27 protein-coding genes and 1 pseudogene are annotated in these 23,344 nt (G+C 48.4%); 18 read left to right on the forward strand and 10 right to left on the reverse strand.

The annotated features are described in order from the left end of the window. Positions 1-16: 16 nt before the first annotated feature. The 4 genes from AB182_RS16325 to AB182_RS16340 form a co-directional block, all read right to left on the reverse strand. The gene (locus AB182_RS16325; RefSeq protein WP_047371019.1) at positions 17-988 is read right to left on the reverse strand and encodes a DUF7146 domain-containing protein; all 972 of its coding nucleotides are present in this window, start codon (positions 986-988) and stop codon (positions 17-19) included. Further along, positions 985-2,571, reverse strand: a complete 1,587-nt coding sequence (locus AB182_RS16330; protein ID WP_047373331.1) for a DEAD/DEAH box helicase — start codon at positions 2,569-2,571, stop codon at positions 985-987. The genes AB182_RS16325 and AB182_RS16330 overlap by 4 nt, the downstream gene beginning before the upstream one ends. Positions 2,572-2,953: 382 nt before the next feature. Further along, the gene (locus tag AB182_RS33080; protein WP_047371020.1) at positions 2,954-3,238 is read right to left on the reverse strand and encodes a hypothetical protein; all 285 of its coding nucleotides are present in this window, start codon (positions 3,236-3,238) and stop codon (positions 2,954-2,956) included. 11 nt (positions 3,239-3,249) lie between these two features. After that, positions 3,250-3,444: a Cro/CI family transcriptional regulator gene (locus AB182_RS16340; protein ID WP_047371021.1), complete on the reverse strand. Its 195-nt coding sequence runs from the start codon at positions 3,442-3,444 to the stop codon at positions 3,250-3,252. 93 nt (positions 3,445-3,537) lie between these two features. On the opposite strand from AB182_RS16340, the gene AB182_RS16345 reads away from it, so the two are divergent. The 14 genes from AB182_RS16345 to pncB all read left to right on the forward strand — a co-directional run bounded on the left by AB182_RS16345 (position 3,538) and on the right by pncB (position 10,915). After that, positions 3,538-4,239 carry a LexA family protein gene (locus tag AB182_RS16345; RefSeq protein WP_047371022.1) on the forward strand — a complete coding sequence of 234 codons (702 nt, stop codon included), beginning with the start codon at positions 3,538-3,540 and terminating at the stop codon, positions 4,237-4,239. Between the two features lie 156 nt (positions 4,240-4,395). Continuing rightward, the gene (locus AB182_RS16350) at positions 4,396-4,905 is read left to right on the forward strand and encodes a hypothetical protein (RefSeq protein ID WP_047371023.1); all 510 of its coding nucleotides are present in this window, start codon (positions 4,396-4,398) and stop codon (positions 4,903-4,905) included. Positions 4,906-4,967: 62 nt separating this feature from the next. Continuing rightward, positions 4,968-5,357: a S24 family peptidase gene (locus tag AB182_RS16355; protein WP_047371024.1), complete on the forward strand. Its 390-nt coding sequence runs from the start codon at positions 4,968-4,970 to the stop codon at positions 5,355-5,357. A gap of 97 nt (positions 5,358-5,454) precedes the next feature. Beyond that, a complete protein-coding gene (locus AB182_RS16360) occupies positions 5,455-5,655 on the forward strand; it encodes a hypothetical protein (RefSeq protein ID WP_047371025.1) in 201 nt (66 codons plus the stop codon). After that, entirely contained in the window at positions 5,642-6,001 is a 360-nt protein-coding gene (locus AB182_RS16365) for a hypothetical protein (RefSeq protein WP_047371026.1), read from the forward strand. The genes AB182_RS16360 and AB182_RS16365 overlap by 14 nt, the downstream gene beginning before the upstream one ends. Next, positions 5,991-6,224: a hypothetical protein gene (locus tag AB182_RS16370; protein ID WP_047371027.1), complete on the forward strand. Its 234-nt coding sequence runs from the start codon at positions 5,991-5,993 to the stop codon at positions 6,222-6,224. The genes AB182_RS16365 and AB182_RS16370 overlap by 11 nt, the downstream gene beginning before the upstream one ends. Positions 6,225-6,269: 45 nt before the next feature. Further along, positions 6,270-6,458, forward strand: coding sequence for a ParE family toxin-like protein (locus AB182_RS33475; protein ID WP_420488913.1), 189 nt, complete (start codon positions 6,270-6,272; stop codon positions 6,456-6,458). Then, entirely contained in the window at positions 6,455-6,961 is a 507-nt protein-coding gene (locus AB182_RS16375; RefSeq protein WP_047371028.1) for a hypothetical protein, read from the forward strand. The genes AB182_RS33475 and AB182_RS16375 overlap by 4 nt, the downstream gene beginning before the upstream one ends. 15 nt (positions 6,962-6,976) lie before the next feature. Next, positions 6,977-7,249, forward strand: a complete 273-nt coding sequence (locus AB182_RS16380; protein WP_139153708.1) for a hypothetical protein — start codon at positions 6,977-6,979, stop codon at positions 7,247-7,249. Continuing rightward, the gene (locus AB182_RS16385) at positions 7,246-7,611 is read left to right on the forward strand and encodes a hypothetical protein (protein WP_047371030.1); all 366 of its coding nucleotides are present in this window, start codon (positions 7,246-7,248) and stop codon (positions 7,609-7,611) included. The genes AB182_RS16380 and AB182_RS16385 overlap by 4 nt, the downstream gene beginning before the upstream one ends. Continuing rightward, on the forward strand, positions 7,577-7,927 hold the full coding sequence (locus AB182_RS16390; RefSeq protein WP_223883611.1) for a hypothetical protein: 351 nt from the start codon (positions 7,577-7,579) through the stop codon (positions 7,925-7,927). The genes AB182_RS16385 and AB182_RS16390 overlap by 35 nt, the downstream gene beginning before the upstream one ends. 7 nt (positions 7,928-7,934) lie before the next feature. Next, entirely contained in the window at positions 7,935-8,168 is a 234-nt protein-coding gene (locus AB182_RS16395; protein ID WP_047373332.1) for an excisionase family protein, read from the forward strand. A gap of 55 nt (positions 8,169-8,223) precedes the next feature. Then, positions 8,224-9,513: a tyrosine-type recombinase/integrase gene (locus AB182_RS16400; RefSeq protein WP_047371032.1), complete on the forward strand. Its 1,290-nt coding sequence runs from the start codon at positions 8,224-8,226 to the stop codon at positions 9,511-9,513. A gap of 199 nt (positions 9,514-9,712) precedes the next feature. Continuing rightward, on the forward strand, positions 9,713-10,915 hold the full coding sequence (gene pncB / locus AB182_RS16405; RefSeq protein WP_047371033.1) for a nicotinate phosphoribosyltransferase: 1,203 nt from the start codon (positions 9,713-9,715) through the stop codon (positions 10,913-10,915). Positions 10,916-10,986: 71 nt separating this feature from the next. Here pncB and AB182_RS16410 read toward each other — a convergent pair whose 3' ends face one another. Both AB182_RS16410 and dpaL read right to left on the reverse strand, forming a co-directional pair. Next, positions 10,987-12,405 (reverse strand): alanine/glycine:cation symporter family protein, encoded by a 1,419-nt coding sequence (locus AB182_RS16410; protein WP_047371034.1) that lies wholly within the window; start codon positions 12,403-12,405, stop codon positions 10,987-10,989. A gap of 147 nt (positions 12,406-12,552) precedes the next feature. After that, the gene (gene dpaL / locus AB182_RS16415; protein WP_082137069.1) at positions 12,553-13,767 is read right to left on the reverse strand and encodes a diaminopropionate ammonia-lyase; all 1,215 of its coding nucleotides are present in this window, start codon (positions 13,765-13,767) and stop codon (positions 12,553-12,555) included. Between the two features lie 306 nt (positions 13,768-14,073). On the opposite strand from dpaL, the gene AB182_RS16420 reads away from it, so the two are divergent. Next, positions 14,074-14,535, forward strand: a complete 462-nt coding sequence (locus AB182_RS16420) for an Lrp/AsnC family transcriptional regulator (RefSeq protein ID WP_047371035.1) — start codon at positions 14,074-14,076, stop codon at positions 14,533-14,535. 188 nt (positions 14,536-14,723) lie between these two features. Then, positions 14,724-16,124, forward strand: a complete 1,401-nt coding sequence (gene asnS / locus AB182_RS16425; RefSeq protein ID WP_047371036.1) for an asparagine--tRNA ligase — start codon at positions 14,724-14,726, stop codon at positions 16,122-16,124. A 110-nt stretch (positions 16,125-16,234) separates the two neighbouring features. On the opposite strand, the gene tnpA is transcribed toward asnS, so the two are convergent. Continuing rightward, positions 16,235-16,693 carry an IS200/IS605 family transposase gene (gene tnpA, locus AB182_RS16430; RefSeq protein ID WP_038918153.1) on the reverse strand — a complete coding sequence of 153 codons (459 nt, stop codon included), beginning with the start codon at positions 16,691-16,693 and terminating at the stop codon, positions 16,235-16,237. A 721-nt stretch (positions 16,694-17,414) separates the two neighbouring features. Here tnpA and AB182_RS16435 point away from each other — a divergent pair. Together AB182_RS16435 and AB182_RS16440 are read left to right on the forward strand one after the other, a co-directional pair. After that, a pseudogene (locus AB182_RS16435) lies at positions 17,415-18,523 on the forward strand (porin). Between the two features lie 185 nt (positions 18,524-18,708). Continuing rightward, on the forward strand, positions 18,709-19,899 hold the full coding sequence (locus tag AB182_RS16440; protein ID WP_047371037.1) for an amino acid aminotransferase: 1,191 nt from the start codon (positions 18,709-18,711) through the stop codon (positions 19,897-19,899). Between the two features lie 45 nt (positions 19,900-19,944). Here the strand turns inward: AB182_RS16440 and AB182_RS16445 are convergent, their stop codons facing one another. From AB182_RS16445 to ldtD, 3 genes are all read right to left on the reverse strand, one after another. Beyond that, the gene (locus AB182_RS16445) at positions 19,945-20,592 is read right to left on the reverse strand and encodes an MBL fold metallo-hydrolase (RefSeq protein ID WP_047371038.1); all 648 of its coding nucleotides are present in this window, start codon (positions 20,590-20,592) and stop codon (positions 19,945-19,947) included. Positions 20,593-20,619: 27 nt separating this feature from the next. After that, on the reverse strand, positions 20,620-21,168 hold the full coding sequence (locus AB182_RS16450; RefSeq protein ID WP_047371039.1) for a YcbK family protein: 549 nt from the start codon (positions 21,166-21,168) through the stop codon (positions 20,620-20,622). A gap of 186 nt (positions 21,169-21,354) precedes the next feature. Beyond that, entirely contained in the window at positions 21,355-23,208 is a 1,854-nt protein-coding gene (gene ldtD, locus AB182_RS16455; protein WP_047371040.1) for a L,D-transpeptidase, read from the reverse strand. Between the last annotated feature and the right edge of the window lie 136 nt (positions 23,209-23,344).

The following is a 23,344-nucleotide window of genomic DNA, read 5'->3' on the forward strand; positions in this document are numbered from 1 at the left end:
GGCGGTGATTCCAGTTTCATGCGGCCCCCTGCTGTTTTTTGGTGAATACCAATTCCCTGACTTGATCTCCATTCATCAGGAGGTCATTGAAATCTCCGTTATCGGGCCAGCGCACACTGACTTTCAAAAGGTCGTTTTTTGCGAGCAAATTGGCATGGGCGCACTCGAATGCGGCTGCCTGGCCCGTCGCCGAATGCCTGTCCATATCAGCAAAAACGACAAGGTGTTTTACCCCGGTCGGTGCGCGAAATTTCTTCATGAAGTTACTGTTCATTACCGCCCAGGTATTCACGCCATAAATCTGATAGCAGGAGAGTGCCGTCTCGATACCCTCAGCAATACCGAGAGTCGAGGATACAGGGAACATGCGGATAGCCACAGAGCGGGCGTATTCAAGATAGTTCTCTTCCTGCATGGATTTCTGGCGTTTGGCACTTTCTCCGAGGGGTGCCTTATGTTCGCCCTCCAGTAACGTGCGGTGCAGGTAACACAGTTCACCCTTGTCATCCGTGGCAAGCGCATAAAGCGCCTGATAGACCTTACCTGCGTGACGCTGCTTATCGCAGAACCTGATGGCATCTGCGGGGAGTCTGGTAATTCCACGGTGTTGCAGATAACCAGCACCCGCAGTGCCTCGTAACGGCGCCAGCTTTGCAAACTTACTGATGGTACGCTGGCGTAATCTGGCGGCTGAGCTGTGTACCGGAATCTTTTCGTGGCGGTAATCGTTACCAATGATCTGATCCACTTCCGTGCTGATTGCGCTGAAACTCTTCCCCTGAGTTTTAACCAGCAGTGACATACCATCACCACTACCACAGACACAAATCCATGAACCCGATCCGTCTCTGTCATCGACGCGGTATTTTCCACGCGCACCGCACACCGGGCATTCACCCTTGAAATGGTTTTTACCCGTAACAGGCGGAAGCCCGTAATATTCAAAAATCTCTGACCACCGGCCTTTTGCTGCTTCTGATGTTTTCACGCGCTTTTTCTCCCCAACATGCTGCGGATATCTGCCATCTGATGTTTTGCTCTGATGATTTTTTGTGTTTCCTCTGCGCAGTCGGCAGGCGACCCGGCTGCATTCTGTGCGGATTTCTCCCGGCCTTTAGCAAAGGCGATACGTTTGTGTTTTATGTAGTTGCTGACGTCTGGCGTGATCTCCATAGGAAAGTCACTAAGACCGTTCGGCCACTCGTTGAATTTGTCGCGGAAGGTATGGGCACACCAGCCATCGCTCACGGGCTTACCCATCGATGCGCGCTGGCGCTGGTAGAACTTGATCTGACTCCACCAGGACTGTTTATCGGATTTGGTGTAAACCTTTTCGCCCTTTTTGAGCCTTTTGATATTGCGCTGTGTGTCGGTCTGCACGTCTTCGCCTACCAGAGGTTTGAACCCGCATTTAGGGCAGACGTATACCCTGGCAGGCTTCATGAAATGGCAATCCGGGCATTCTTTTGGTAGCTTCTCTTCCCGCTCTTCGATTGCGCGGGCTGCTGACTCTTTCATGCCGTCGCTTTTAGATAACAGTTCGTCATATTCGATAGCATCCGGAAAGCCGAGGCGGTGAACCGTTCCGCTGTGATCAAATATCAGGCAGGAACTTTTTCCAGGTGCTGTGCGAAGTCCGCGACCAATTGCCTGTAGCCAACGGATCTCGCTCTTTGTCGGGCGGGCGTAGATAACGCAGCGCACGTCACTGTCGAACCCGGCCACCAGCACACCGACGCTGACGATAATTTTTGTGGCGCCCGTTTCGAAACGGTGGATTATCACTTGCCGTTCATCGTGAGGGGTCTCTGCTACCATGACTTCTGCGTTAATGCCCGCTCTTACAAACTGCATGGTAACGAAGTTGGCGTGATCCTTATCGACGCAGAACGCCACGGTTGGAAGGTCGCGACCATTACGCAGCCAGTTGTCCACGATGTCCCCCACCAGGTCAGATCCGCACATGATTTCTGACAACTGGCTTTCGTTGTAGTCGCTGCCGTACTCCTCTGATGAGGACGTTTTTACGCCTTTCAGATCGGGCTTTGTCGGTGCATAGAACTCAAACGGACTCAGATCTCCCCGCTGAATCAATTCGCTGATGGTGGTAGGTTTAATCAGGTGCTGATAATAGCGTCCCAACCAGGGAGAGAATGGCGTCCCGGAGAGACCTATAACTTTTACCCCTGTCTCAGTGGTCAGCCGCTCAATTTCTTTCAGAATTCCGCGCTTACGGAGGTGAGCTTCATCAATAATCAGCAGATCAATGTTCTGAGGAAAGTCCCGACGGGTAAGCGTGTCTGCGCTGGCAATCTGAATCAGACGATCCGGGTCGATCTCGCTTTTCTCAGCCTCAGCCCATACGAGCCCGATATCAGCAGCATCGAGTCCATAACTGACAAAACGGCTGGCAGTCTGACGTAATAAGACGGTATATGGAGCGACGAACAGAACACGTTTACCACGACTGACATGACCCGCAGTGATGAATGCTGCCAGCCCGGTTTTACCGCTACCAGTTGGCGCGTAGACCATGAAAGAGTTGTATGCCTTCCAGCCAAGGCGCAGCATGCTCAGTCCGCGTTCCTGTGCGAAATTGGGTTTGATATTCAGCATCACCACCACCTTCTAAATCCACTATTCCAGGAAGAACGATTCCCGATCTGAGTTGGCTATGGGTGTGTACCAGATAACTAGTACAACTCCGTTTTAAGCCCTGTCTCTTAGATCGGTACCCACCTAACCTATGGAGTTGTCTGTTGGAAAAGGATGCCTTCCCTTCCCTAACACCCATCTCCCCCCTTACCCCCCTCTTCCCTCTTCCCCATCTCATGTACTCGCAAGCTGGTACAAAGATAAAAAACAGACAATCGAAGAATCAGCCACCAGCACCCGGCATCTTTAAGCCGACATGCAACCAGACGCCTTTAAGTCCGGTTATCCTCAGTCCCGCTTACTGCGTTCCTGCCAGGGGCGGCTCAGCCGTGTAACCCTGAATTGCACGCCCGTGCGTTCTTACAAATTTGCGAAGCCGTGTATTGGCCTCATGCCTTGCCCGGTTCTCCTGCCGGAAAGAAACAGGCTCAGCCTCAAATTCAACTTCATAAACTTCCGCGTATCGCTGAGCGACTTTCCGCCTAAGCGAAGGTGGCAGCCGGAGCAACTGTTCCTGAATCCACTCCGCATCTGCCTGGCTGTATCGAGCGGGCATTTCAATCTGCACATAATCCGGGTACATAAAACCTCCGGTTACATGGCTGCCTTCTGTGACGGAAATGGCTTAACTTCCCGCGCACATATCGTTCCATCTTGTTGCACTTCAACAATAATATTTCTCCTATGTCTCAGTGCTTTACTAATTGCCGTTTGCGAAATGCCAAGGGCTAATCCAGTTTTTACTTGCCCGTGCTCTTCTACGTATTCACTTAATGTTTTGGTGACCATTTTTACCCCCACCACAAAATACTACCATAAGTATTAAAACATAGCGTACTATAAGTAGGAGACATAATCAAACTTTTGGTATTAAATTGAGAAATGGAAAAAAAACGCACCCTGACGACAGAACAGCTTGAAGATGCTTCCCGCCTGAAAGCTTTGTATGAGTCAAAGAAGAAAGAGTTAGGAATTACGCAGGCAGATATCGCTGACGAATTAGGTATTTCTCAGGGAGCCGTGGGGCACTATCTAAATGGACGAAATCCTTTAAACCTTCCCGTAGCGGCTGTGTTTGCGAGAATATTAAGAGAACCGATATCCAGCTTTAGCCCTTCACTAGCTAAGGAAGCGGAATTACTATCACAAGTTTCTAATGTCAAATATGAGGGGCCAGTTAAGCCCCGAGGATCATATCCGCTGATCAGTTGGGTCAGCGCTGGTTCCTGGGCCGAAGCAGTAGAGCCATACACACTTAAGGAAATCGACGACTGGTATGACTCTGATGCGCATATAGAAGGGCAAGGATTTTGGCTTAAAGTACAGGGCGATTCCATGACATCACCTGTGGGCTTAAGCATCACTGAGGGGATGTATGTGCTTGTTGATACTGGAAAAGAAGCAAAGAATGGTAACCTTGTTATCGCTAAACTGACCGATGCTAATGAAGCGACGTTTAAGAAATTGGTAATTGATGCTGGCAACAAATACTTAAAACCGTTAAACCCTCAATACCCACTCATCCCAATCAACGGCAATTGCAAAATTATAGGTGTCGTTGTACAAGCAATGATGTGGCTTTAAGCCAAAATGACCTTACAACCCGGCATTGCCGGGTTTTTTTATGTCTTAATTATCAACAACTAAACTAAAAGTACAAAAATAATCCTACTTTTAGTATTGCAAGTAATAGCACTTACAGTATTATTTATTTCAACGGCAAACAACGGAGCCAATGAAATGAGTATTATACCAATTGAACAGTTTGAAGAAGTTTCCATCAGGGTAGCCCCTGGTGAATATGTTACGTTTCCGGTGATCGATAATAAAGGGCTCTTCATGAATCACAAGCGTTGCAAAAGTGACGGTGGTTATCTGTTAGAGACTGTTATTTTTGATGATGTTGAGTATTACGGTATTTATAAATGTGATCGCGGTATTGCATTCCTCACTGCTGCATTTTCATCTAAGGAATCCATCTCTAAATCCGTCGCCATGATTGTTTTAAAAAGCTTCCCTTATGTGCTTGCCTACCTAAAAGAAAATTTGAGAGATATTTTTTCAGAGTTAAAAGTTAGTTTGCATACTGATATGACGGAACCTTACAAAAGTACCGTTTACGTATCTATTGAAAACGAATTTATTCGCTTCTGCAATATAAATAACCCTCAAAAGTTAAACGAGATGGAATTGTATATCTTAAGTGTTATTCCCGGACTGTCAGATAAGATACAAAAAATTTACAAATAAATATTCCCAGGCGTTAATTACACCTCACTAGGTGGGGATTCCTGCAACATGAGGAAAAGAAAATGCAAAACTCACTTTCTGTGATTAAGCAACCAATTATTAAACCGGAATTGCTCTTCGGTCCAAGTCAGGTTAATGACTACGGCGGAATGGTAATGACTTGCCGCATGAATGGTGATTCCATGCAACCCACAATAGAACCCGGTGAGGTGGTCGCGTTCGTTGATTGCGCTGGAGAAATAAAAATAGACGGTATCTATGTATTCACTAGATTAGTATTTGGCCGTGAAGTCCTATTTATTAAAAGAGTCTCCATCTTGCCAGATAATGAATTAATGATTACTTCTGATCACAAGGCGTATCAGACATATACCCTCTGCGCAGATGAGCGCGAAGATATGAAGATTTATGGGCGTGTCGTCGCTTCTCTTGCAATAAGGCGGTTCGTATGAAGAACAATGCGGCTTTTAAATTGGCAAAAATAATGGCTGCCGCTGGATATTGGGACATTGCGATTCTTTATCTTCGCAAAGCATATGGGGTGTAATTATGGCTAGTGAAATTGATATTCAGGAGACTGAGTTAAAAAGCTATCAGCTTTACTCACTCCTTAAAGTTGCCTCGCTTTCCTCAGATGAACTCGAACCATCAGAGGTTAAAAGTTTGTTCGAACTGGCTTACCAACTGTCAATACCAATTAGCTGTTTTATGCAGACACTTGAAAGCGAGGCCTTAAATGACGGCAAATAAAAACAACCTGATTGAAACCCGTCGCCGCCGACTTGTACAAGCAAAGCTGGATTCTGTTATGCGCAGAACGGGCGGCAATATTCAGATGGCAAAACTGGATAACGGAGCTTTATTCCCGGTTGAGTTATCCGAAGAAGTATTAACGAAAGCGTTAATAAAGCTCTTCGAACAAATGATTTACGACACGCATAGACGCGCCGAAGCGGAATCAATTATTTCGGGACATTACGCCGACTGCATCGGCAGAAGCAAATTAACGCCTGATGCCGTGTATTTCATGGATGCGTTAATTGAAACCCTGGCCGAAGAAGCGATGAAAAAACGGAGGCTCCAGAATGCATGCTAACCAGAAAACGTTTGTGCGCGACGGCGTCTCAATTCCGTTGCCAGTGCGGACAGTTGACCTGCACGTCTCCCCGGACTTCTCCGGTCGTGTACTGGTGTATCTGCAAAACGGGCTGGTCTCTGAACGTCGCCTTACTGACGACGAGATGATTCTCACCCTGGACGGGTTTATCAATTTGGCCCGTAAGTTCGGATGGACTGTTACCCCATCCAGCGGGAATTAAAGGACGGTACCTGTGGCACTGACACCAATACGCATTCCTGAGTGGGTGCATGAACAGGCGGTTTTCGTTCTACGCCAGTACAGAAACAAACGGGTTCACCCTTGCCGCATGCATCGCTCAGGAAATCTGAGCCTTCGGGTTAACCGACGCTGGCGGCTGCTGTCACGCGACGGCGGCCAAAGCTGGGAAGTAATGAGTCATGAGCGCTATTCGAAAGTTAAGGACAGAAAATGAACGATATCGAAAAAGCAAAAATTAAACGTCTGGTTGCCCGGTTAAAAGTTCTGAGCGAACGGGATGGCTGCAGCGTTCCGTCATGGATGCTGGACGAAAATCGTTACGGTAATAGCTCGCTGACCGCCGCAGAGCAGCAGGAATGGGCTGAATCCGTTTGCGCTCACATGCGTGGTTCCGTAGCGCTTCTGTACCTCATTGAATGCGGTAAACGCTTTGGGTTTCGTGAAGGCGATTATGTATTCCGGGATGGTGGAACGGCTCTGGGGCTTACGAGAGAACTTATCGAGAAGGTTTTGATTAAGTACGTGGAAGAAGACCTTATCCGGCACAAACCAGCGGAAGCCCATATCGCTGTTTACCAGTTCTACCAGGCCAATGACCAGCGCCTTAACGAGAGTGGACATTCATGGTTTAACGAATTTCTGGACGAAATATTCACCGATGTTGCCGTTCGTCTTCGTGCGGGTGAAGACCTGCCAGTTAAATCCAATACGCATTGAGGAAAAATGATGGCTATGAAAACTGAAATGACCAATGCCGGCCGGCAGCCAATGATGAGCAATAAAGAGATTGCTAGCCTGACGGAAAAGAGCACGGCATTACCATGCCCCAGCAATGCAACGGCGCTCGGTATGACATATCGCCAGCATCTGCTGGCACAGATTACTCCGGTATGTGTAAAGCACTTTTTGAATGATGTTGACTGGGAGGATTACGACGACATGGCTGCCACGATGTTGGGAATGGTGGATGCGATTATTGCCGCTGAACAGGGGAAATCAGAATGATGCAGAAAATCCTTATTGATACCAGCAATCTGAGCACCATTGCCGTTTGCCTGGAGCAATTGGTCAACGCTGAGCGTGCACAGTTGAGTATTGAGCATCTGCTCGATCAATCAACCAACAACGCTGAATTTAGTTCATGGAGGAAAAGTGCGGAAAAGGCCTTGCGCGCCGTGAAAGCGAAGCGTCGCCTAATTACCGCACAACTGGCAGTCCTCCGTCAGCAGGAAAAAGAAAAGAACGAAGAGAATCGCCAGCAACACAATGAATATCTCATTGCAGAGCTTCGGGAGATTGTTACGCCCTCTTCTTTCACTCGCTGCGTTCGTTATGCAACCGACAAATTGGAGGCTTGCGGTGAGTGAATCAAATATTTTCGAACTTGTGAAGCTGATTAAGGCTGCTAACGGCGATCCGTCGACCATGACTGACGCTATTTGGGAGGCGGGATATCGCCAGACAGAACGGACAGCAGAAGAAGCGGCAAAGATAACGATTGATGTCTTTTTTTACTGTAATTCATTTGCTATGCCGACTGAATGCCGGCCGCGCGATTATGACAGCATTCTGCAAAATGAGCTGATGAAGGCGGTGCTGGGCGAGGACGATGAACTGCATGAAGCAGAGCCGGCAGCCATCGCAAAAAGCGTGATCAGCGCTGGTTTCACTAAAAAGGTGTGAGGTGGGTATGCAGACGATTATTCAGGTGGAACCGAACGAATGGGTTACCGAGCAACTGCTGATTGCGGTTACCGGGATGAAGCCTGGCACTATCGCCCGGGCGCGTAAAAACTCCTGGCTTCTTGGACGGGAATACAAGCACGTATCACCAGATGGTGAACCGAAACCCACCAGCGAATGCATGTATAACCGCAAGGCGGTTGACGCATGGATTGCCGCACAAAAACAACCAATCTGGTGATTAAGGCACATGAAACGGGTAAGCTTAAGGTGCTCCTGGACGTCGGGAGGGATATATGAGTAAAGCATCATACCCAACGGGCGTTGAGAATCATGGCGGTTCGCTCCGCATATGGTTCAAATATAATGGTAAGCGAGTCAGGGAAAATCTCGGCGTTCCTGATACCGCTAAAAACCGGAAGGTTGCCGGAGATCTGCGAACGTCGGTCTGCTTCTCTATTCGCATGGGAAAGTTTGACTATGCAAAGCAGTTTCCGGATTCACCCAACCTTGCCCGCTTCGGGCAATCCGGAAAGGAAATCACGGTGAAAGAACTCGCCGATAAGTGGGTGGAGCTGAAAAGAATGGAGATCAGCACAAATACCATGAGTCGCTACGAGTCAATTATCAAGAATATGCTACCCCGCCTGGGAGGTAGAAAACTTGTATCAGCGGTAACAACCGAAGATTTGCTGTTCATTCGAAAAGATCTACTGACTGGTTACCAGGTCATGAAGAAGGGATATCGCACACCGGTTAAGGGAAGAAAAGCGCCTTCCGTAAACAACTACATGACTCTTATGTCTGGAATTTTTCAGTTTGCGCAGGATAACGGATATATAAAGCAAAACCCGTTTAGCGGAATTAACAGGCTAAAGAAGGCTAAAGCCGATCCAGATCCACTCAGCCGCGATGAATTTATCAGGTTTATAGAGGCATGCCGACACCAGCAATTGAAGAATTTATGGTCGCTGGCGATTTATACAGGCATGAGGCATGGGGAGCTGTGCGGGCTTGCGTGGGAGGACATTGATTTGAAAGCTGGTACGTTAACGGTCAAGCGCAATCACACCCAAACTGATGAGTTCACCCTGCCAAAAACCGAGGCGGGAACTGACAGGGTGATTTTTCTCATCAAGCCAGCAATCGAAGCCCTTAAAAGTCAGGCCGAACTAACACGCCTGGGCAGACAGTACGAGATTGAAGTGAAGTTACGGGAGTATGGCCGGTCAGTCATTCACCCCTGCACCTTTGTTTTCAGTCCTCAGTGTACCCGGCGTGGTGTTCATACAGGATATCACTATGCAGTGAATTCAATTAATAAAATCTGGGCTTCGGTTATCAAGCGTGCAGGGCTCCGTTATCGTAACGCCTACCAGTCACGGCATACCTATGCATGCTGGTCGTTGTCTGCCGGAGCCAACCCAAGCTTTATAGCAACCCAGATGGGGCACGCTAACGCTCAGATGGTCTTTAAGGTTTACGGAAAGTGGATGTCAGAAAGCAGTGCTGAGCAAGTGTCTATACTAAACCAGAAGTTGTCAGAGTTTGCCCCATCCATGCCCCAAGGGGCTGAATGCGGCTAGTAAGGCATTTTAAATTCAAGTAGTTAGAGCGGTGTGTTATACATTTTAGTAACATGCGGCACGAAATGCCCTCGACCCGTTTTGCGCGATATGGTGTGATCGGGGTTCAATAAATCAATAAACAAGGTATACTCCAGCGGTTTCCACCTGCTTTGTTTATTGTACTAAACGCTCCTGTGAGAGGATGCTACGGCGCACCATGACACGACTCGCTTCCCCTGCTCTGCAGACGCTGCTGGATACTGATGCCTACAAATTGCATATGCAACAGGCGGTGTTCCATCACTACTACGATGTGCATGTTACAGCTGAATTTCGCTGCCGCGGCGACGATCTTCTCGGCATTTATGCCAGCGCAATTCGCGAAGAAATTGACGCAATGCAACATCTGCGCCTGCAGGAAGACGAATACCAGTGGCTGTCCGGCCTCCCCTTCTTCAAAGCGGATTACCTGCAGTGGCTGCGTAATTTCCGTTATGACCCGTCGCAAGTGACCGTCATAAATGATAATGGCAAGTTGAACATTCGCATGTCCGGGCCATGGCGCGAAGTCATTATGTGGGAAGTGCCGCTACTGGCAGTAATTAGCGAGCTTGTGCATCGCTGCCGCTCTCCGCAGGTGGGTGTTCAGCAGGCCCTGCTGCATCTTGAAACAAAACTGGCGGATTTTGCTACCCGCACTGCAGAGCTGGATATGTCAGGTTTCCGTCTGATGGATTTCGGCACGCGCCGCCGTTTCTCACGCGAGGTGCAGTACGCTATCGTGGCACGCCTCAAGCAAGAGCCCTGGTTTATCGGCACCAGCAATTACGATCTTGCACGCCGCCTGTCGCTCACGCCAATGGGGACCCAGGCTCACGAATGGTTCCAGGCACACCAGCAAATCAGCCCGGATCTGGCTACCAGTCAACGTGCCGCACTCGCCGCGTGGCTGGAAGAGTACCCGGAGCAACTCGGTATTGCCCTGACAGACTGTATCACCATGGATGCCTTCCTGCGTGATTTCGGGCCTGTGTTTGCGCAACGTTACCAGGGTTTGCGTCATGATTCTGGCGACCCTGTGGAATGGGGCGAAAAAGCCATCGCGCATTATGAAAAGCTTGGTATCGATCCCCTGTCGAAGACGCTGATTTTTTCTGACAATCTTGATCTCAATAAAGCGCTGGATCTCTATTGCCATTTTGCCTCCCGCATCAAGCTGGGCTTTGGTATTGGTACGCGTCTGACCTGCGATATTCCGCATGTGAAACCGCTGAACATCGTGATAAAGCTGGTTGAGTGTAATGGCAAACCGGTAGCGAAGTTATCTGACAGCCCCGGCAAAACAATTTGCCACGATAAAGCCTTTGTGCGTGCGTTGCGCAAAGCGTTCGACCTGCCGCAAGTTAAAAAGGCCAGTTAACTCCTGTCAAAATGTCAGAAAGCGTCCCAAACGGGACGCTTTTGAGAGTAATAAGCAGAAAACTTAACTATTCATTTTTCAGGGCGATCTTGTTCCGCGCTATTCGAATTACAGAGGTTTACCTGTCGCTTAGCGTACTCTCTGAACTTTTCAAATTCAGCAAAAAAATCTTTGCGTAAAAGAAAAAGAGCAATGACGTTAGGTATTACCAGGAAACCGACCGCAATATCAGCCATAAGCCAAATAACAGGGATCTCCATCCCAACGGCAATGAGTGGTGGGACGAAATAGATCCACTTAATCATCTTCTCTAGCTTATCGCCGAACAGATAATTGATCGAAGTACGGAATTTAATATATGAGCCCAGATATGAGGCGAAAAGTATCAATGCCACGCCAAGGCAGAGGAATTGAACAATAAGCGGATGCCACGTCTCTTTTAATGCCGCAAAAACAATCTGAATGCCCTGGTAGTCCGGATTCGTCCATATGCCGGAAGCAAGTATTGCAAAAGCAGTAAAATTACATGTGATCATTGAAACAAAAAAGACTTCAACAGCCCCCCACATCCCCTGACGAAAGGCATAGTCTACGTTTGCCGTTGCATGAACGGTTGCTGATGTCCCCATACCCGCTTCATTAGTAAAGATCCCCCTACTGGCCCCTTTGCTGATTGCCATTAAGATAGTCGAACCAACAAAACCCCCTGTCGCCGGGGCTGGCGCGAAGGCGTAATGAAAGATAGTTGCAACAACGTGAGGAACGGTTTCAATATGAGAAATTACAACCCATGCAGTGCCAATAAAATACGCGATAGTTATAGGTGGTAACGCAAAAGTACAGAATTTACCCAGACTGGACAGCCCTTTGAATATAATGATTCCACCCACCACAACAATAAAACAACCAACTGCGAAGGGAGGAATACCAAAGGTGTAATTAATCACCGCAGCCATGGTATTCGTCTGCACGAAGCAAGCATCTGTAATAACCAATATCATTAGGGCAACAGCGTACAAGCTTGCCAATGGGTGCCATTTTTTTGCCAGGCCCTTTTTTATGTAATGCATAGGGCCACCATAATATTCGCCATTTTCTCCTTTCATTCTATATCTGACAGCTAAAGTGACTTCAGCCATTTTAGTCATCATACCGACAATTGCGATCAGCCACATCCAAAAAATAGCACCCGGCCCACCGATAGCGATAGCGGCAGCAACACCCGCAATCGTACCCGCACCAAGAGTACCGGATAATACCGTCGCGGCAACTTCAATAGATTTTAATGATTTTTTTGAAGCGGCCTCACCTAATGTATTTTTCCTGTTTTTACCTGCAATTGTTCCGATTGTATTAATATATATAGACTGCAAATTCAAAATCTGAAAAAACTTCAACCGCACACTGAAATACAAACCAATACCAATAACAATAATAAATAATGGCCCACCCCATAAAAATTCAAAAACCTCAGAGAGTTGTTCTAACATATTAGCCTCTATTGTAATTAGTTTTTAATCCAGCGCCGTACATATTTTGAATACAGGACATCTTTCCACTCTGAATTTCTAAAATATTTCCGGCGCAAAAAAGGGCTTGTAGGATTAATCGGCGCCCTTCTTATGTGTTACAAAAAATTAAGAGTTGCGGCCAAACCAAACGATATCGTCATAAATATCTGGGGATGTATCCCCCTCTGTACTGATAAGTAAAACATGCGCACAATTATCCAGCGCAAGCTTTTCTCTCAACTCACTATATTCATCATGACTCATCAGTTCATAAATCAGTCCAACGCCGATAGCCCCAGATTCACCAGATATTAATGGGACATCAGTTGCTGGACGTGGAGCAGCTAAGATACGCATCCCATTTGCAGCCAGTTTGTCATCAGCAGAAATAAAACATTCCGTGTTATCACGAATAATAGGCCAGCTTGCGACATTGGGCTCTCCACAAGCCAGTCCAGCCATTATTGTCGCCATGTCGCCACCGACACTGTGTGGCTGCCCGTCACCTACCACAGCCGAACGGTATAAACAATTAGCAGAGTGAGGTTCAACAATGATGATCGTGGGAGCCGCAGTCTTCATTTTTTCGATGAAATACCCCATAACGCTTGCAGCAAACGATCCTACGCCCGCTTGCAAAATGATATGGGTTGGCAAAGTACGCTCACTTTCAAGCAGTTGTTCATAAGCCTCAATAGCCAGGGTCATATAGCCTTGCATAATCCATAGTGGGATCCGTTCATAACCCTCCCATGCGGTATCTTGTATCAGAACCCAATTTTGTTCTCGCGCCATCTTATCAGCCAAACGAACCGCATCATCATAATTCAAATCGGTGATGGTACATTGAGCACCATGATTACGTATATTCTGTGCACGTACTATTGAAGATCCTTTCGGCATATAAACAACGGCCTTTAGTCCAAGTTGCTCTGCCGCCCATGCAACACCTCGACCATGATTCCCATCTGTCGCGGTAACAAACGTTATATCGCCAATTTTCTCTCTGACATTTGGTGCATTAAGCGCAGAAAAGGTGAGATCATGAATATTATATTTTAACTTTTCCGCCAGGAACTTACCTACGGCATACGCTCCTCCAAGGCCTTTAAAGGCATTAAGACCAAAGCGTTGCGATTCATCTTTTATATGGATTGAACCCAGACGCAAACGTTGACTTAAATGTGGCAGAGAGTGTAACGGTGTGACCGTGTAAGCAGGAAGTTTTTTATGAAATCCTATGACATCTTTCCCCATTTTTTCATTAAGGAGAGTCAGACTAACGCCTTGTCCGTACTTTTTCTTTCGCGTATTAAATTGATAGTGGATCATATTCGTCATGGTTATACCTTATTAATCCTGTTAACTTTAATTGTTTAGAATCTTTTTCGTAAAAAGATGATTATGACAAACCAAAAGCTAAAAAAATATTTTAAATAGCGACATAAGATAATAGAATTGCAGCTTGTTGAACCCGACACCCTTTCTATCGATCTTTATTCAACCTGAAAAGATGGTACTATCTTTAGTCCTGTTAAATGACGCATAATTGCCCGGTACTGCGCAATTTTCACCTTATCTAAAGATAAAAACGCAACAAAATTGCGCAAGCGATGGCGATCACAGAAAGAAGGGGTAATCTAAAACATGAAGCTCGATGCATCAGATAAAAAAATCCTTACTTTATTACAGCGTAATAATCGCCTGTCTCAGCGAGAAATTGCCGACCTGGTTTGCCTTTCTCCTTCGGCTGTAAATCGCCGCATAACAGTCCTTGAAGAAGCCGGGATTATCAAAGCGAATGTAAGCATCATAGATTGCGTAAAAGTGGGGCGTCCCATCACCATTATGGTCCAGGTGATGATCGAAAATGAGCGACTCGATCTTCTGGAGAAGGCCAGAGCAAGGTTCGTTAATTGCCCTCAAGTACAGCAGGTTTACTACGTGACCGGCGATTTTGATTTTTTGTTAGTAATGAATGTTCGCGATATGGCCGAATATGAAAAGCTAACCCGCGAGCTGTTTTTCACTTCTGGCAACATTAAATCATTCAAAACGATTGTTTCAATGCAAAATGCCAAGCAGGAGATGGCTGTGATGATTGAATGATGCTTGTGCCGCCTGTCAGAGGCCCCCACAGCTCACTATCTCAGCGCTGGCAAAAGATTAATTTCCGAAATACCCCTTTTCGCTGCGAATTCTACTTGTCTGATGGCGCTTGCCAGGTAACATAGGTATCCCCCCTTTGTGGGCGGACAAACGATGATCTTTTCCAGACAATTAACAGAGAGAATATTATGAGCGTTGTGCCTGTAGCCGACGTACTCCAGGGCCGCGTCACCGTTGACCAAGAAGTCACCGTGCGCGGATGGGTACGTACCCGCCGAGATTCAAAAGCTGGCATCTCCTTCCTTGCCGTTTATGACGGCTCCTGCTTTGATCCTGTACAGGCTGTCATTAATAATTCTCTGCCCAATTACAATGAAGAAGTTCTTCGCCTGACGACAGGCTGCTCTGTTGTTGTCACCGGCAAAGTGGTGGAATCCCCTGGCGAAGGCCAGAGCTTCGAGCTGCAGGCGACTCAGGTAGAAGTCACCGGCTGGGTTGAAGATCCGGACACTTACCCGATGGCGGCGAAACGTCACAGCATCGAGTATTTGCGTGAAGTGGCGCACCTGCGTCCGCGTACCAACCTGATCGGCGCTGTCGCCCGTGTTCGTCATACGCTGGCGCAGGCTCTGCACCGCTTCTTTGATGAGCAGGGTTTCTTCTGGGTTTCCACGCCGCTGATTACCGCATCTGACACCGAAGGCGCAGGTGAAATGTTCCGCGTTTCTACGCTGGATCTGGAAAACCTGCCGCGTAACGATCAGGGCAAAGTTGATTTCGACAAAGATTTCTTCGGTAAAGAGTCATTCCTTACCGTATCTGGTCAGTTGAACGGCGAAACCTACGCCTGTGCGCTGTCCAAAATCTACACCTTTGGCCCAACGTTCCGCGCGGAAAACTCCAACACCAGCCGTCACCTGGCGGAATTCTGGATGCTGGAGCCGGAAGTGGCCTTTGCCGATCTGGAAGATAACGCCCGTTTGGCGGAAGCAATGCTGAAATATGCTTTCAACGCAGTTCTGACTGAGCGTATGGACGACATGAAGTTCTTCGCTGAACGCGTAGATAAAGACGCGATTGCCCGTCTGGAACGTTTCGTTGCGGCAGACTTCGCACAGGTGGACTACACCGACGCCGTAGCCATCCTTGAAACCTGCGGTGAGAAGTTTGAAAACCCGGTTTACTGGGGCGTTGACCTCTCTTCCGAGCACGAGCGCTACCTGGCCGAGAAACATTTTAAAGCACCGGTCGTGGTGAAAAACTATCCGAAAGACATTAAGGCCTTCTATATGCGTCTTAATGACGACGGTAAAACCGTTGCCGCGATGGACGTTCTGGCGCCCGGCATTGGTGAAATCATCGGTGGCTCTCAGCGTGAAGAACGTCTGGATGTGCTCGATGCGCGTATGGCTGAAATGGGTCTTAATAAAGAAGACTACTGGTGGTATCGCGATCTGCGCCGTTATGGCACCGTGCCGCACTCCGGTTTTGGCCTGGGCTTTGAACGTCTGATCGCTTATGTCACCGGCGTGCAAAACGTACGTGATGTCATCCCGTTCCCTCGCACCCCTCGTAGCGCCACGTTTTAATAATAAATATCCTCCGGCATAGCCGGAGGTTTTTCGGATGCGCCTATAAGGCTCTGTTACCAGCCGCGCCCTAACAGGCGCATACGATCTGACATTTGCATCAAACTTCGTTACTTACGGCCCGTAAACGGGCTACCCGGATAAGGGATCGACAACTGCTCGCCCATTTTATCCTCTTCAAGCTGGTGCTTTATGTATTCTTGTATCTTCGCCGTGTTCTTCCCTACCGTGTCTACGTAGTATCCCCGGCACCAGAACTCCCTGTTCCTGTATTTGAATTTCAGATCGCCAAACTGCTCATAAAGCATCAGACTGCTTTTCCCTTTCAGATATCCCATAAAGCCGGATACGCTCATTTTGGGCGGGATTTCCACAAGCATATGGATATGATCTGCGCAGCATTCAGCTTCCAGGATCCGTACATTTTTCCACTCACACAGCTTTCTTAAAATGCTCCCTATCGCAAGACGTTTCTCTCCATAGAACGCTTGTCTTCGGTATTTTGGCGCAAAAACTATGTGATATTTACAGTTCCATCGGGTGTGCGCTAAGCTCTTTTCGTCCCCCATTGGGACCCCCTTTTGATTTCTTGTTGAACTTTTGCAGTTGCCAGACCGCAAGGTGTTTTAACAAATCAAAAGGGGTTTTAATAACTGGCTTAAAGCTGAAAGCTTTCCGGAACCCCCAGCCTAGCTGGGGGTTTTCTATAGACAATAAAAGCCAGCATTTGCTGGCTTTTTTACGCTCTTTCTTATTTCTTCACCGTAGCCGGGCTCACCCGGCTTACGCTTCTACCCATTCCTGGGCGAGATCGCGCTGAAATATTCCTGAACAAAAAATAATCCACAGCGGTATTGTGGGTTAGTAATTCCTCATCTGATAGCACGTCTGGATAAAAATCACACAGCATTCCGGACGGCTTAAACGCCTGCCAGGAAAAAGTAAGATGAGAATAATTCCTGTACAAGATTTACCCTTATCTTAATTAAACATAAGCAATTCATATATATAGTTATAAAGCCGATCTTTTTGACAGCGATTGGTTCTGAATTTTGAGGTGGTTCACAAAGTTCCTCAAAATACATAAATTCTTACACATAATTGCTTTCTGTAACCTCTTTAAGACATTTGTAGCATTTTCAGGCTAGCGAAACGATTATATGAATGGAAAGATGCCTTTCAGACACAGAAAGACACCAAACTCTCATCAATAGTTCCGTAAATTTTTATTGACGGAATTTATTGGCGGCAGTGGCAGGTGTACAAAAAAACCAATGAGGGTAATAAATAATGATGAAGCGCAATATCCTGGCAGTGGTTATCCCTGCCCTGCCCTGCTGGTAGCTGGTGCAGCTAACGCTGCAGAAGTTTACAACAAAAACGGCAACAAACTGGACCTGTACGGTAAAGTTGTTGGTAAGCACGACTTCGTGACCTCTGGTGACAGCACTGGCAGCAACGACAGCACCTACGCTCAGATTGGTTTCAAAGGCGAAACTCAGATCAACAGCGATGTAACCGGTTACGGTCAGTGGGAATACCGTGCGCTGGCAAGCGATCCAGAAGGTTCACAGGGTACCCGTAACCGTCTGGCTTTTGCTGGTATCAAAGTTAACAACGTAGGTTCTCTGGACTACGGTCGTAACTACGGTATCGTCTACGACGTAGAATCTTACACTGACGTTGCCCCATCTTATTCTGGCATGACCTGGGCTAACTACGCTGATAACTTCATGACTGGCCGTACCACTGGCGTCCTGACCTACCGTAACACCGACTTCTTCGGTCTGGTTGATGGTCTGAGCATGGGTATCCAGTATCAGGGTAAAAACGAGCGCAATGACATTAGAACCTCTAATGGCGACGGCGTTGGTTACTCTCTGGGTTACTCCTTCGCACAAGGCTTTAGCGTAATCGGCGCTTACAGCAACTCTGACCGTACTAACCTGCAGACTGCTGCAGACGGTAAAGGTGAGAAGGCAGAAGCATGGGCTGTTGGTGCGAAATACGATGCAAACAACATCTACCTGGCAACTGTTTACGCTGAAACTCGCAACATGACTCGCGAAGCTGACGGTACTTTTGCTAACAAAACTCAGAACTTCGAAGCAATTGCTCAGTACCAGTTCGACTTCGGTCTGCGTCCGTCTCTGTCCTACGTTCAGTCTAAAGGCAAGGACCTGGCAGGTCGTACAGCTAATGGCGCAACCTTCGCTGGCGGCAACGAAGATCTGCAGAAATATGTTGAAATCGGTGCGTACTACTACTTCAACAAAAACTTCAACATCTATGTTGACTACCAGCTGAACCTGATCGACAAGAGCGACTACAGCCAGGCCGTTGGTATCGTGAATGGTCGTAACGACCAGGTTGCGATGGCTGTGACTTACCAGTTCTAATCAGCACACCTCGTTATTATATGCATGAGAAACAGGGCTTCGGCCCTGTTTTTTTATTGTCTCGCCGCCAAATATACCGACTGCTAAAAAGACGCACGCTTTTTATCGCAAACGGTTGGCAATTGGCACATCAACCGTTAACCTGATAACGGATCTCCCTTCTGTCATCATAATGGAACCTCGTCATGTTTGAGAATATTACCGCTGCCCCTGCTGACCCTATTCTGGGTTTGGCCGATCTGTTTCGCGCCGACGAACGTCCTGGCAAAATCAACCTTGGTATTGGCGTCTATAAAGACGAAACCGGGAAAACACCGGTACTGACCAGCGTTAAAAAAGCGGAGCAGTATCTGCTGGAAAACGAAAACACAAAAAATTACCTCGGCATCGACGGTATTCCTGAGTTTGGTCGTTGCACGCAGGAACTGCTGTTCGGCAAAGGCAGTGCGATTATTAACGACAAACGTGCGCGCACCGCGCAGACCCCGGGCGGTACGGGTGGCCTGCGAGTTGCCGCTGATTTCCTGGCGAAAAATACCTCAGCAAAACGTATCTGGGTAAGTAATCCAAGCTGGCCGAACCATAAAGGCGTGTTTAACTCCGCGGGTCTTGAGGTCTGTGATTACGCTTACTATGACGCGCAAAACCATGCGCTGGATTTCGACGGCATGGTTGCAAGCCTCGAAGCCGCACAAGCGGGCGATATCGTGCTGTTCCACGGTTGCTGCCATAACCCGACCGGTATCGATCCAACGCTTGAGCAGTGGGAGACGCTGGCGAAATTATCCATAGAAAAAGGCTGGCTGCCGCTGTTCGATTTTGCCTATCAGGGTTTCGCTCGCGGTCTGGAAGAAGATGCGGAAGGTCTGCGCGCCTTTGCTGCGCTGCATAAGGAATTGATCATCGCCAGCTCTTTCTCGAAAAACTTCGGTCTGTACAACGAGCGTGTCGGCGCCTGTACGCTGGTGGCCGCGGATCAGGAGACAGTGGACCGTGCATTTAGCCAGATGAAATCGACCATTCGCGCTAACTACTCTAACCCACCGGCTCACGGTGCGTCTGTAGTGGCGACGATTCTGAGCAATGATGCGCTGCGTGCCATCTGGGAACAAGAATTGACTGACATGCGCCAGCGTATCCAGCGTATGCGTCTGCTGTTTGTGAATACCCTGCAAGAAAAAGGGGCGGATCGCGATTTCAGCTTTATCACCCGTCAGAACGGAATGTTCTCTTTCAGCGGTCTGACTAAAGAGCAGGTGCTCCGCCTGCGTGAAGAGTTCGCTATCTACGCGGTTGCATCCGGACGTATTAACGTTGCGGGTATGACGCCGGATAATATGTCGCCGTTGTGTGAAGCTATCGTCGCGGTGTTATAAAAGACAAGCGAAATAAAAAAGGTCGCATATGCGACCTTTTTTGTTTTACCAGACCGGCAGTTCATCCTGCAGGAAAGGATTATGTAGCCGCTCGTTGCCCAGGGTAGACATCGGGCCGTGACCAGGGATGAAGGTTACATCATCACCCAGCGGCAACAGTTTAGTTTTGATGGCATCAATCAGCTGCCCATGATTGCCTTTCGGAAAATCACTGCGCCCTACGCCGCCTTTAAAGATTACGTCGCCGGACACCAGCAGCCGGGATTGCGCATCAAAGAAAACCACGTGACCTGGCGTATGCCCGGGGCAGTGCAAAACCTCCAGCTTCACATTGCCTACACTCACTGTATCGCCTTCATTTAACCAACGATCTGGCGTCAGCGGCTGGCAGTCATCCAGACCAAACATGCGACTTTGGGCAGGTAGCCCTTGCAGCCAGAACTCATCTTCTTTTTCCGGGCCAATCACTGGCACGCCATAGTGCTGCGCCAGCTCGGCAGCCGCACCGACATGGTCCAGATGACCATGCGTAAGCAGGATTTGCGTTAACGTCACGCCGGAGGCTTCAACTTCCTGTTTGATGCGTTCAGCATCGCCACCGGGATCCACTATTGCTGCCAGCCGGGTTTGCTCACACCAGACTAACGAACAGTTCTGGGAGAAGGCGGTAACCGGAATAATACGATAGTTCATACTGCTCCTGTCTCTTTTAACTGAGTTTTACCAGTGCCTTAGCGGCCCGGTATCAATATGCACAAAGTTGCTGCTGGGGTAATATCCTACACCACCTGCACGCATAGATAACGCAGCTTTGCGAATATTACTCAGAGAAATCCCTTCGATATGAAAATCCATCGCCTGTCCCCTGGTGTGATAGCTCTTTTTAGCTACCCCAGAACTGTGGGCCCGGAGTTCGTTATTCGTATCGACAGAACGGTATCCTGAAACCAATTGCACGGGTTTGCTCGTTCCTAACAAACCTTGCAAGCGATAAAGTTGATCAAACAGTTTTGGATCGATGGTTGTAATTTTATTCGCGCGATAATCACGGAAAAAATGATTGAGTTTTGCTAATTCATCCTGAATATAGCCCCGGCCATCGAAAAACTGCGCCTTAATTGTTTCTCCAGTATGGAGATTATTCAGCGTTAAAATACGCGGACGTGGGGTGGAAAGGGTTGCAAATGCTTGTTGAGGTAAGATGGCTGCACCAAGGGCAATACCACCTAACGCCAACAATTTGCGGCGATTAGCGTCAAATTTGTCCATGATAATCAGGTCTGCAAGATAACAAAGTGATCGTAATTTATGCACTTTTATTGCGCACGAGAGGCACCTTACCGGGCAAAAACGTCGGCGTCAAGGTAGCCCAACCCCAGCAAAGACGGGCCTTACAGCAGATCCGGCCCGTTTTCGCTAAATATTACGACAATGTTATTTCCCGAACTGCTTCATTTACCTGATTAATTGTTCGGCTTTCGCCAGAATTTGTGCGCCAGATCGCGCCGTCAGATCATAATTGTAAATATCTGTACGATATTGAGTACGGCCATCTTCACCAACAAATGCGGTCAAATAATAAAGATTCACCGGTATATTTTGACGAATATTAACGTAACGGGTATCTCCTTGTTTTAAGGTATCGGAAATCCGCGTATCGTTCCAACCCGCATCCTGTAATAGCATATTGGCAAGCTCAGAGGCTTTATTCACCCTCACACAGCCTGAGCTCAACGCTCGCGCCTCTTTCTGGAAAAGATTATGGTTAGGCGTGTCATGCAGATAGATAGCGTCAGAACTCGGCATATTGAACTTATAGCGGCCCAGGGAGTTTTGTGCGCCCGGTGCCTGCTGGAAGCGGAAAGGCAGATTCGACGGTGTGATTGTCGCCCAGTCCACCATCGTCGGATCAATCGCTTCTTTACTGTTCCAGCCGCGCAACACGGTATAACCATGGCGCTCGAGATAGCCGGGGTCATTCCACACTTTCGGCAGAATATCTTTGCGTGCCAGCGTTGGCGGAACATTCCACGGCGGGTTGACGACCACGTTGTTCAGCGCGCTACTCATCATCGGCGTTTTGCGATCCGGTCGGCCGACAATGACGCGGGACGCCAGCACCTGATTGCCATTCAGATAATAGACCAGCGAATATTCCGGGATGTTGACCATAATCCCTGTGGAGAGTTTCCCCGGTAGCAAACGCAGCCGCTGGATATTGAGTGCCAGAACCCCTGCACGTTGGGCAGGCGTAACATTCAGCCAGTCCCGGGTCGACTGCCCTATCACGCCATCAGCGTGCAGCCCCTGAGCAGACTGAAAGCGTTTGACCGCGGCAACTAACTGGCGATCGTAGTCGCTACTGACCAGGCTGGCTGGTTTCGTTCTTTTGCTCAACTGCGCCGTTTTTGTTCCTACCGTATCAACCGCAATGGCAGAAGGACTGACGACGCTACTCGTTGCGTCATCGCCAGGCAGCGCGATTTTCGGTTCATCTTCCATCATGCCGCTACGCTGCAGAATCTCACGCAGCGCTGGCACATCCCTGCTCTTCTGTCCGGGGCGCAGCGAAACGGTACTGGTCAACTGCGGCCACGGTGAATTGTCTGCCACCAGCGTTAATAAAGACTGATGCATCGCCGCATACTGCGGGTGATGAGGCGCAAGGGTATCGATAAATTGCGGCAGGTTGCCTTTATCCAATGCTAATTGCCACTGATTAATGACTGACAGCGGCGGTGTCTCCAGCGTGTACGGTTTACTGCTGTAGAGCCAATGGCTACCTTTCACCGAAATACCGGCGACAAAATGCAGATACCCCATCATGGCATCCGACAGCACCACGTCTCGCGCCATACCGGAGACATTCGGATCGGTCAGCAACTCTACCCAGGCGTTAAATTGCGGCTGAAAACCGGCGATCGCAACTTCGGCGAGCTGTTGCTGGAAAGCCTGAACTGCCTCACGGTTATCCCACATCGGCTTCATTGCACGCGCGGCATACAACGCGGAGAGCGAATCCATGTAGACGGGTGTCCAGTTAGCAGGTAAGAGTGCCTGCAACGCGATACGCGCGTTGGCAGGCGCATCTGCCGTTGGATAAGGCTGCAAACCTGCCATCATCGCCGTTGCAGGCGACTGTTCCAGCGGCTGCGATAAAGCCGTGGGTTGATCGCCCTGTGTGGCGGAGCTGTCAACCGGTATCACCTCAGGCTCGTCGGCCTGAGCGCTAAACAGCGGAGCAAATGCGAATGCCAGACATAAACTTAATGTCGACATCCGACGACCATACGATTTCTTAAGCAACATCCCTTGCCCCCTGTTTCTTCATTACACTCACAACGCTCTTTCTATCAGTATATAAAGACAAAAAAGCATTTGCCTTGCCAAATGTAAAGAAGTTTAAAGAGGGACCGATTGCCGGATGGGGTGTTTCAGAAAAGAA

Source organism: Phytobacter ursingii (assembly GCF_001022135.1).
Taxonomy (GTDB): Bacteria; Pseudomonadota; Gammaproteobacteria; order Enterobacterales; family Enterobacteriaceae; genus Phytobacter; species Phytobacter ursingii.

What these genes read in the sequence shown, in the direction of transcription:
- AB182_RS16360 (WP_047371025.1), top strand. Translation starts at nt 5,455, where the DNA reads ATGGCTAGTGAAATTGATATTCAGGAGACTGAGTTAAAAAGCTATCAG.
- AB182_RS16350 (WP_047371023.1), top strand. Translation starts at nt 4,396, where the DNA reads ATGAGTATTATACCAATTGAACAGTTTGAAGAAGTTTCCATCAGGGTA.
- AB182_RS16365 (WP_047371026.1), top strand. Translation starts at nt 5,642, where the DNA reads ATGACGGCAAATAAAAACAACCTGATTGAAACCCGTCGCCGCCGACTT.
- AB182_RS16400 (WP_047371032.1), top strand. Translation starts at nt 8,224, where the DNA reads ATGAGTAAAGCATCATACCCAACGGGCGTTGAGAATCATGGCGGTTCG.
- AB182_RS16390 (WP_223883611.1), top strand. Translation starts at nt 7,577, where the DNA reads ATGCAACCGACAAATTGGAGGCTTGCGGTGAGTGAATCAAATATTTTC.
- AB182_RS16385 (WP_047371030.1), top strand. Translation starts at nt 7,246, where the DNA reads ATGATGCAGAAAATCCTTATTGATACCAGCAATCTGAGCACCATTGCC.
- tnpA (WP_038918153.1), bottom strand. Translation starts at nt 16,693, where the DNA reads ATGGGGGACGAAAAGAGCTTAGCGCACACCCGATGGAACTGTAAATAT.
- AB182_RS16420 (WP_047371035.1), top strand. Translation starts at nt 14,074, where the DNA reads ATGAAGCTCGATGCATCAGATAAAAAAATCCTTACTTTATTACAGCGT.
- pncB (WP_047371033.1), top strand. Translation starts at nt 9,713, where the DNA reads ATGACACGACTCGCTTCCCCTGCTCTGCAGACGCTGCTGGATACTGAT.
- dpaL (WP_082137069.1), bottom strand. Translation starts at nt 13,767, where the DNA reads ATGACGAATATGATCCACTATCAATTTAATACGCGAAAGAAAAAGTAC.
- AB182_RS16330 (WP_047373331.1), bottom strand. Translation starts at nt 2,571, where the DNA reads ATGCTGCGCCTTGGCTGGAAGGCATACAACTCTTTCATGGTCTACGCG.
- AB182_RS16380 (WP_139153708.1), top strand. Translation starts at nt 6,977, where the DNA reads ATGAAAACTGAAATGACCAATGCCGGCCGGCAGCCAATGATGAGCAAT.
- AB182_RS16355 (WP_047371024.1), top strand. Translation starts at nt 4,968, where the DNA reads ATGCAAAACTCACTTTCTGTGATTAAGCAACCAATTATTAAACCGGAA.
- ldtD (WP_047371040.1), bottom strand. Translation starts at nt 23,208, where the DNA reads ATGTTGCTTAAGAAATCGTATGGTCGTCGGATGTCGACATTAAGTTTA.
- AB182_RS16345 (WP_047371022.1), top strand. Translation starts at nt 3,538, where the DNA reads ATGGAAAAAAAACGCACCCTGACGACAGAACAGCTTGAAGATGCTTCC.
- asnS (WP_047371036.1), top strand. Translation starts at nt 14,724, where the DNA reads ATGAGCGTTGTGCCTGTAGCCGACGTACTCCAGGGCCGCGTCACCGTT.
- AB182_RS16340 (WP_047371021.1), bottom strand. Translation starts at nt 3,444, where the DNA reads ATGGTCACCAAAACATTAAGTGAATACGTAGAAGAGCACGGGCAAGTA.
- AB182_RS16450 (WP_047371039.1), bottom strand. Translation starts at nt 21,168, where the DNA reads ATGGACAAATTTGACGCTAATCGCCGCAAATTGTTGGCGTTAGGTGGT.
- AB182_RS16440 (WP_047371037.1), top strand. Translation starts at nt 18,709, where the DNA reads ATGTTTGAGAATATTACCGCTGCCCCTGCTGACCCTATTCTGGGTTTG.
- AB182_RS16410 (WP_047371034.1), bottom strand. Translation starts at nt 12,405, where the DNA reads ATGTTAGAACAACTCTCTGAGGTTTTTGAATTTTTATGGGGTGGGCCA.
- AB182_RS16370 (WP_047371027.1), top strand. Translation starts at nt 5,991, where the DNA reads ATGCATGCTAACCAGAAAACGTTTGTGCGCGACGGCGTCTCAATTCCG.
- AB182_RS16445 (WP_047371038.1), bottom strand. Translation starts at nt 20,592, where the DNA reads ATGAACTATCGTATTATTCCGGTTACCGCCTTCTCCCAGAACTGTTCG.
- AB182_RS33080 (WP_047371020.1), bottom strand. Translation starts at nt 3,238, where the DNA reads ATGTACCCGGATTATGTGCAGATTGAAATGCCCGCTCGATACAGCCAG.
- AB182_RS16375 (WP_047371028.1), top strand. Translation starts at nt 6,455, where the DNA reads ATGAACGATATCGAAAAAGCAAAAATTAAACGTCTGGTTGCCCGGTTA.
- AB182_RS16395 (WP_047373332.1), top strand. Translation starts at nt 7,935, where the DNA reads ATGCAGACGATTATTCAGGTGGAACCGAACGAATGGGTTACCGAGCAA.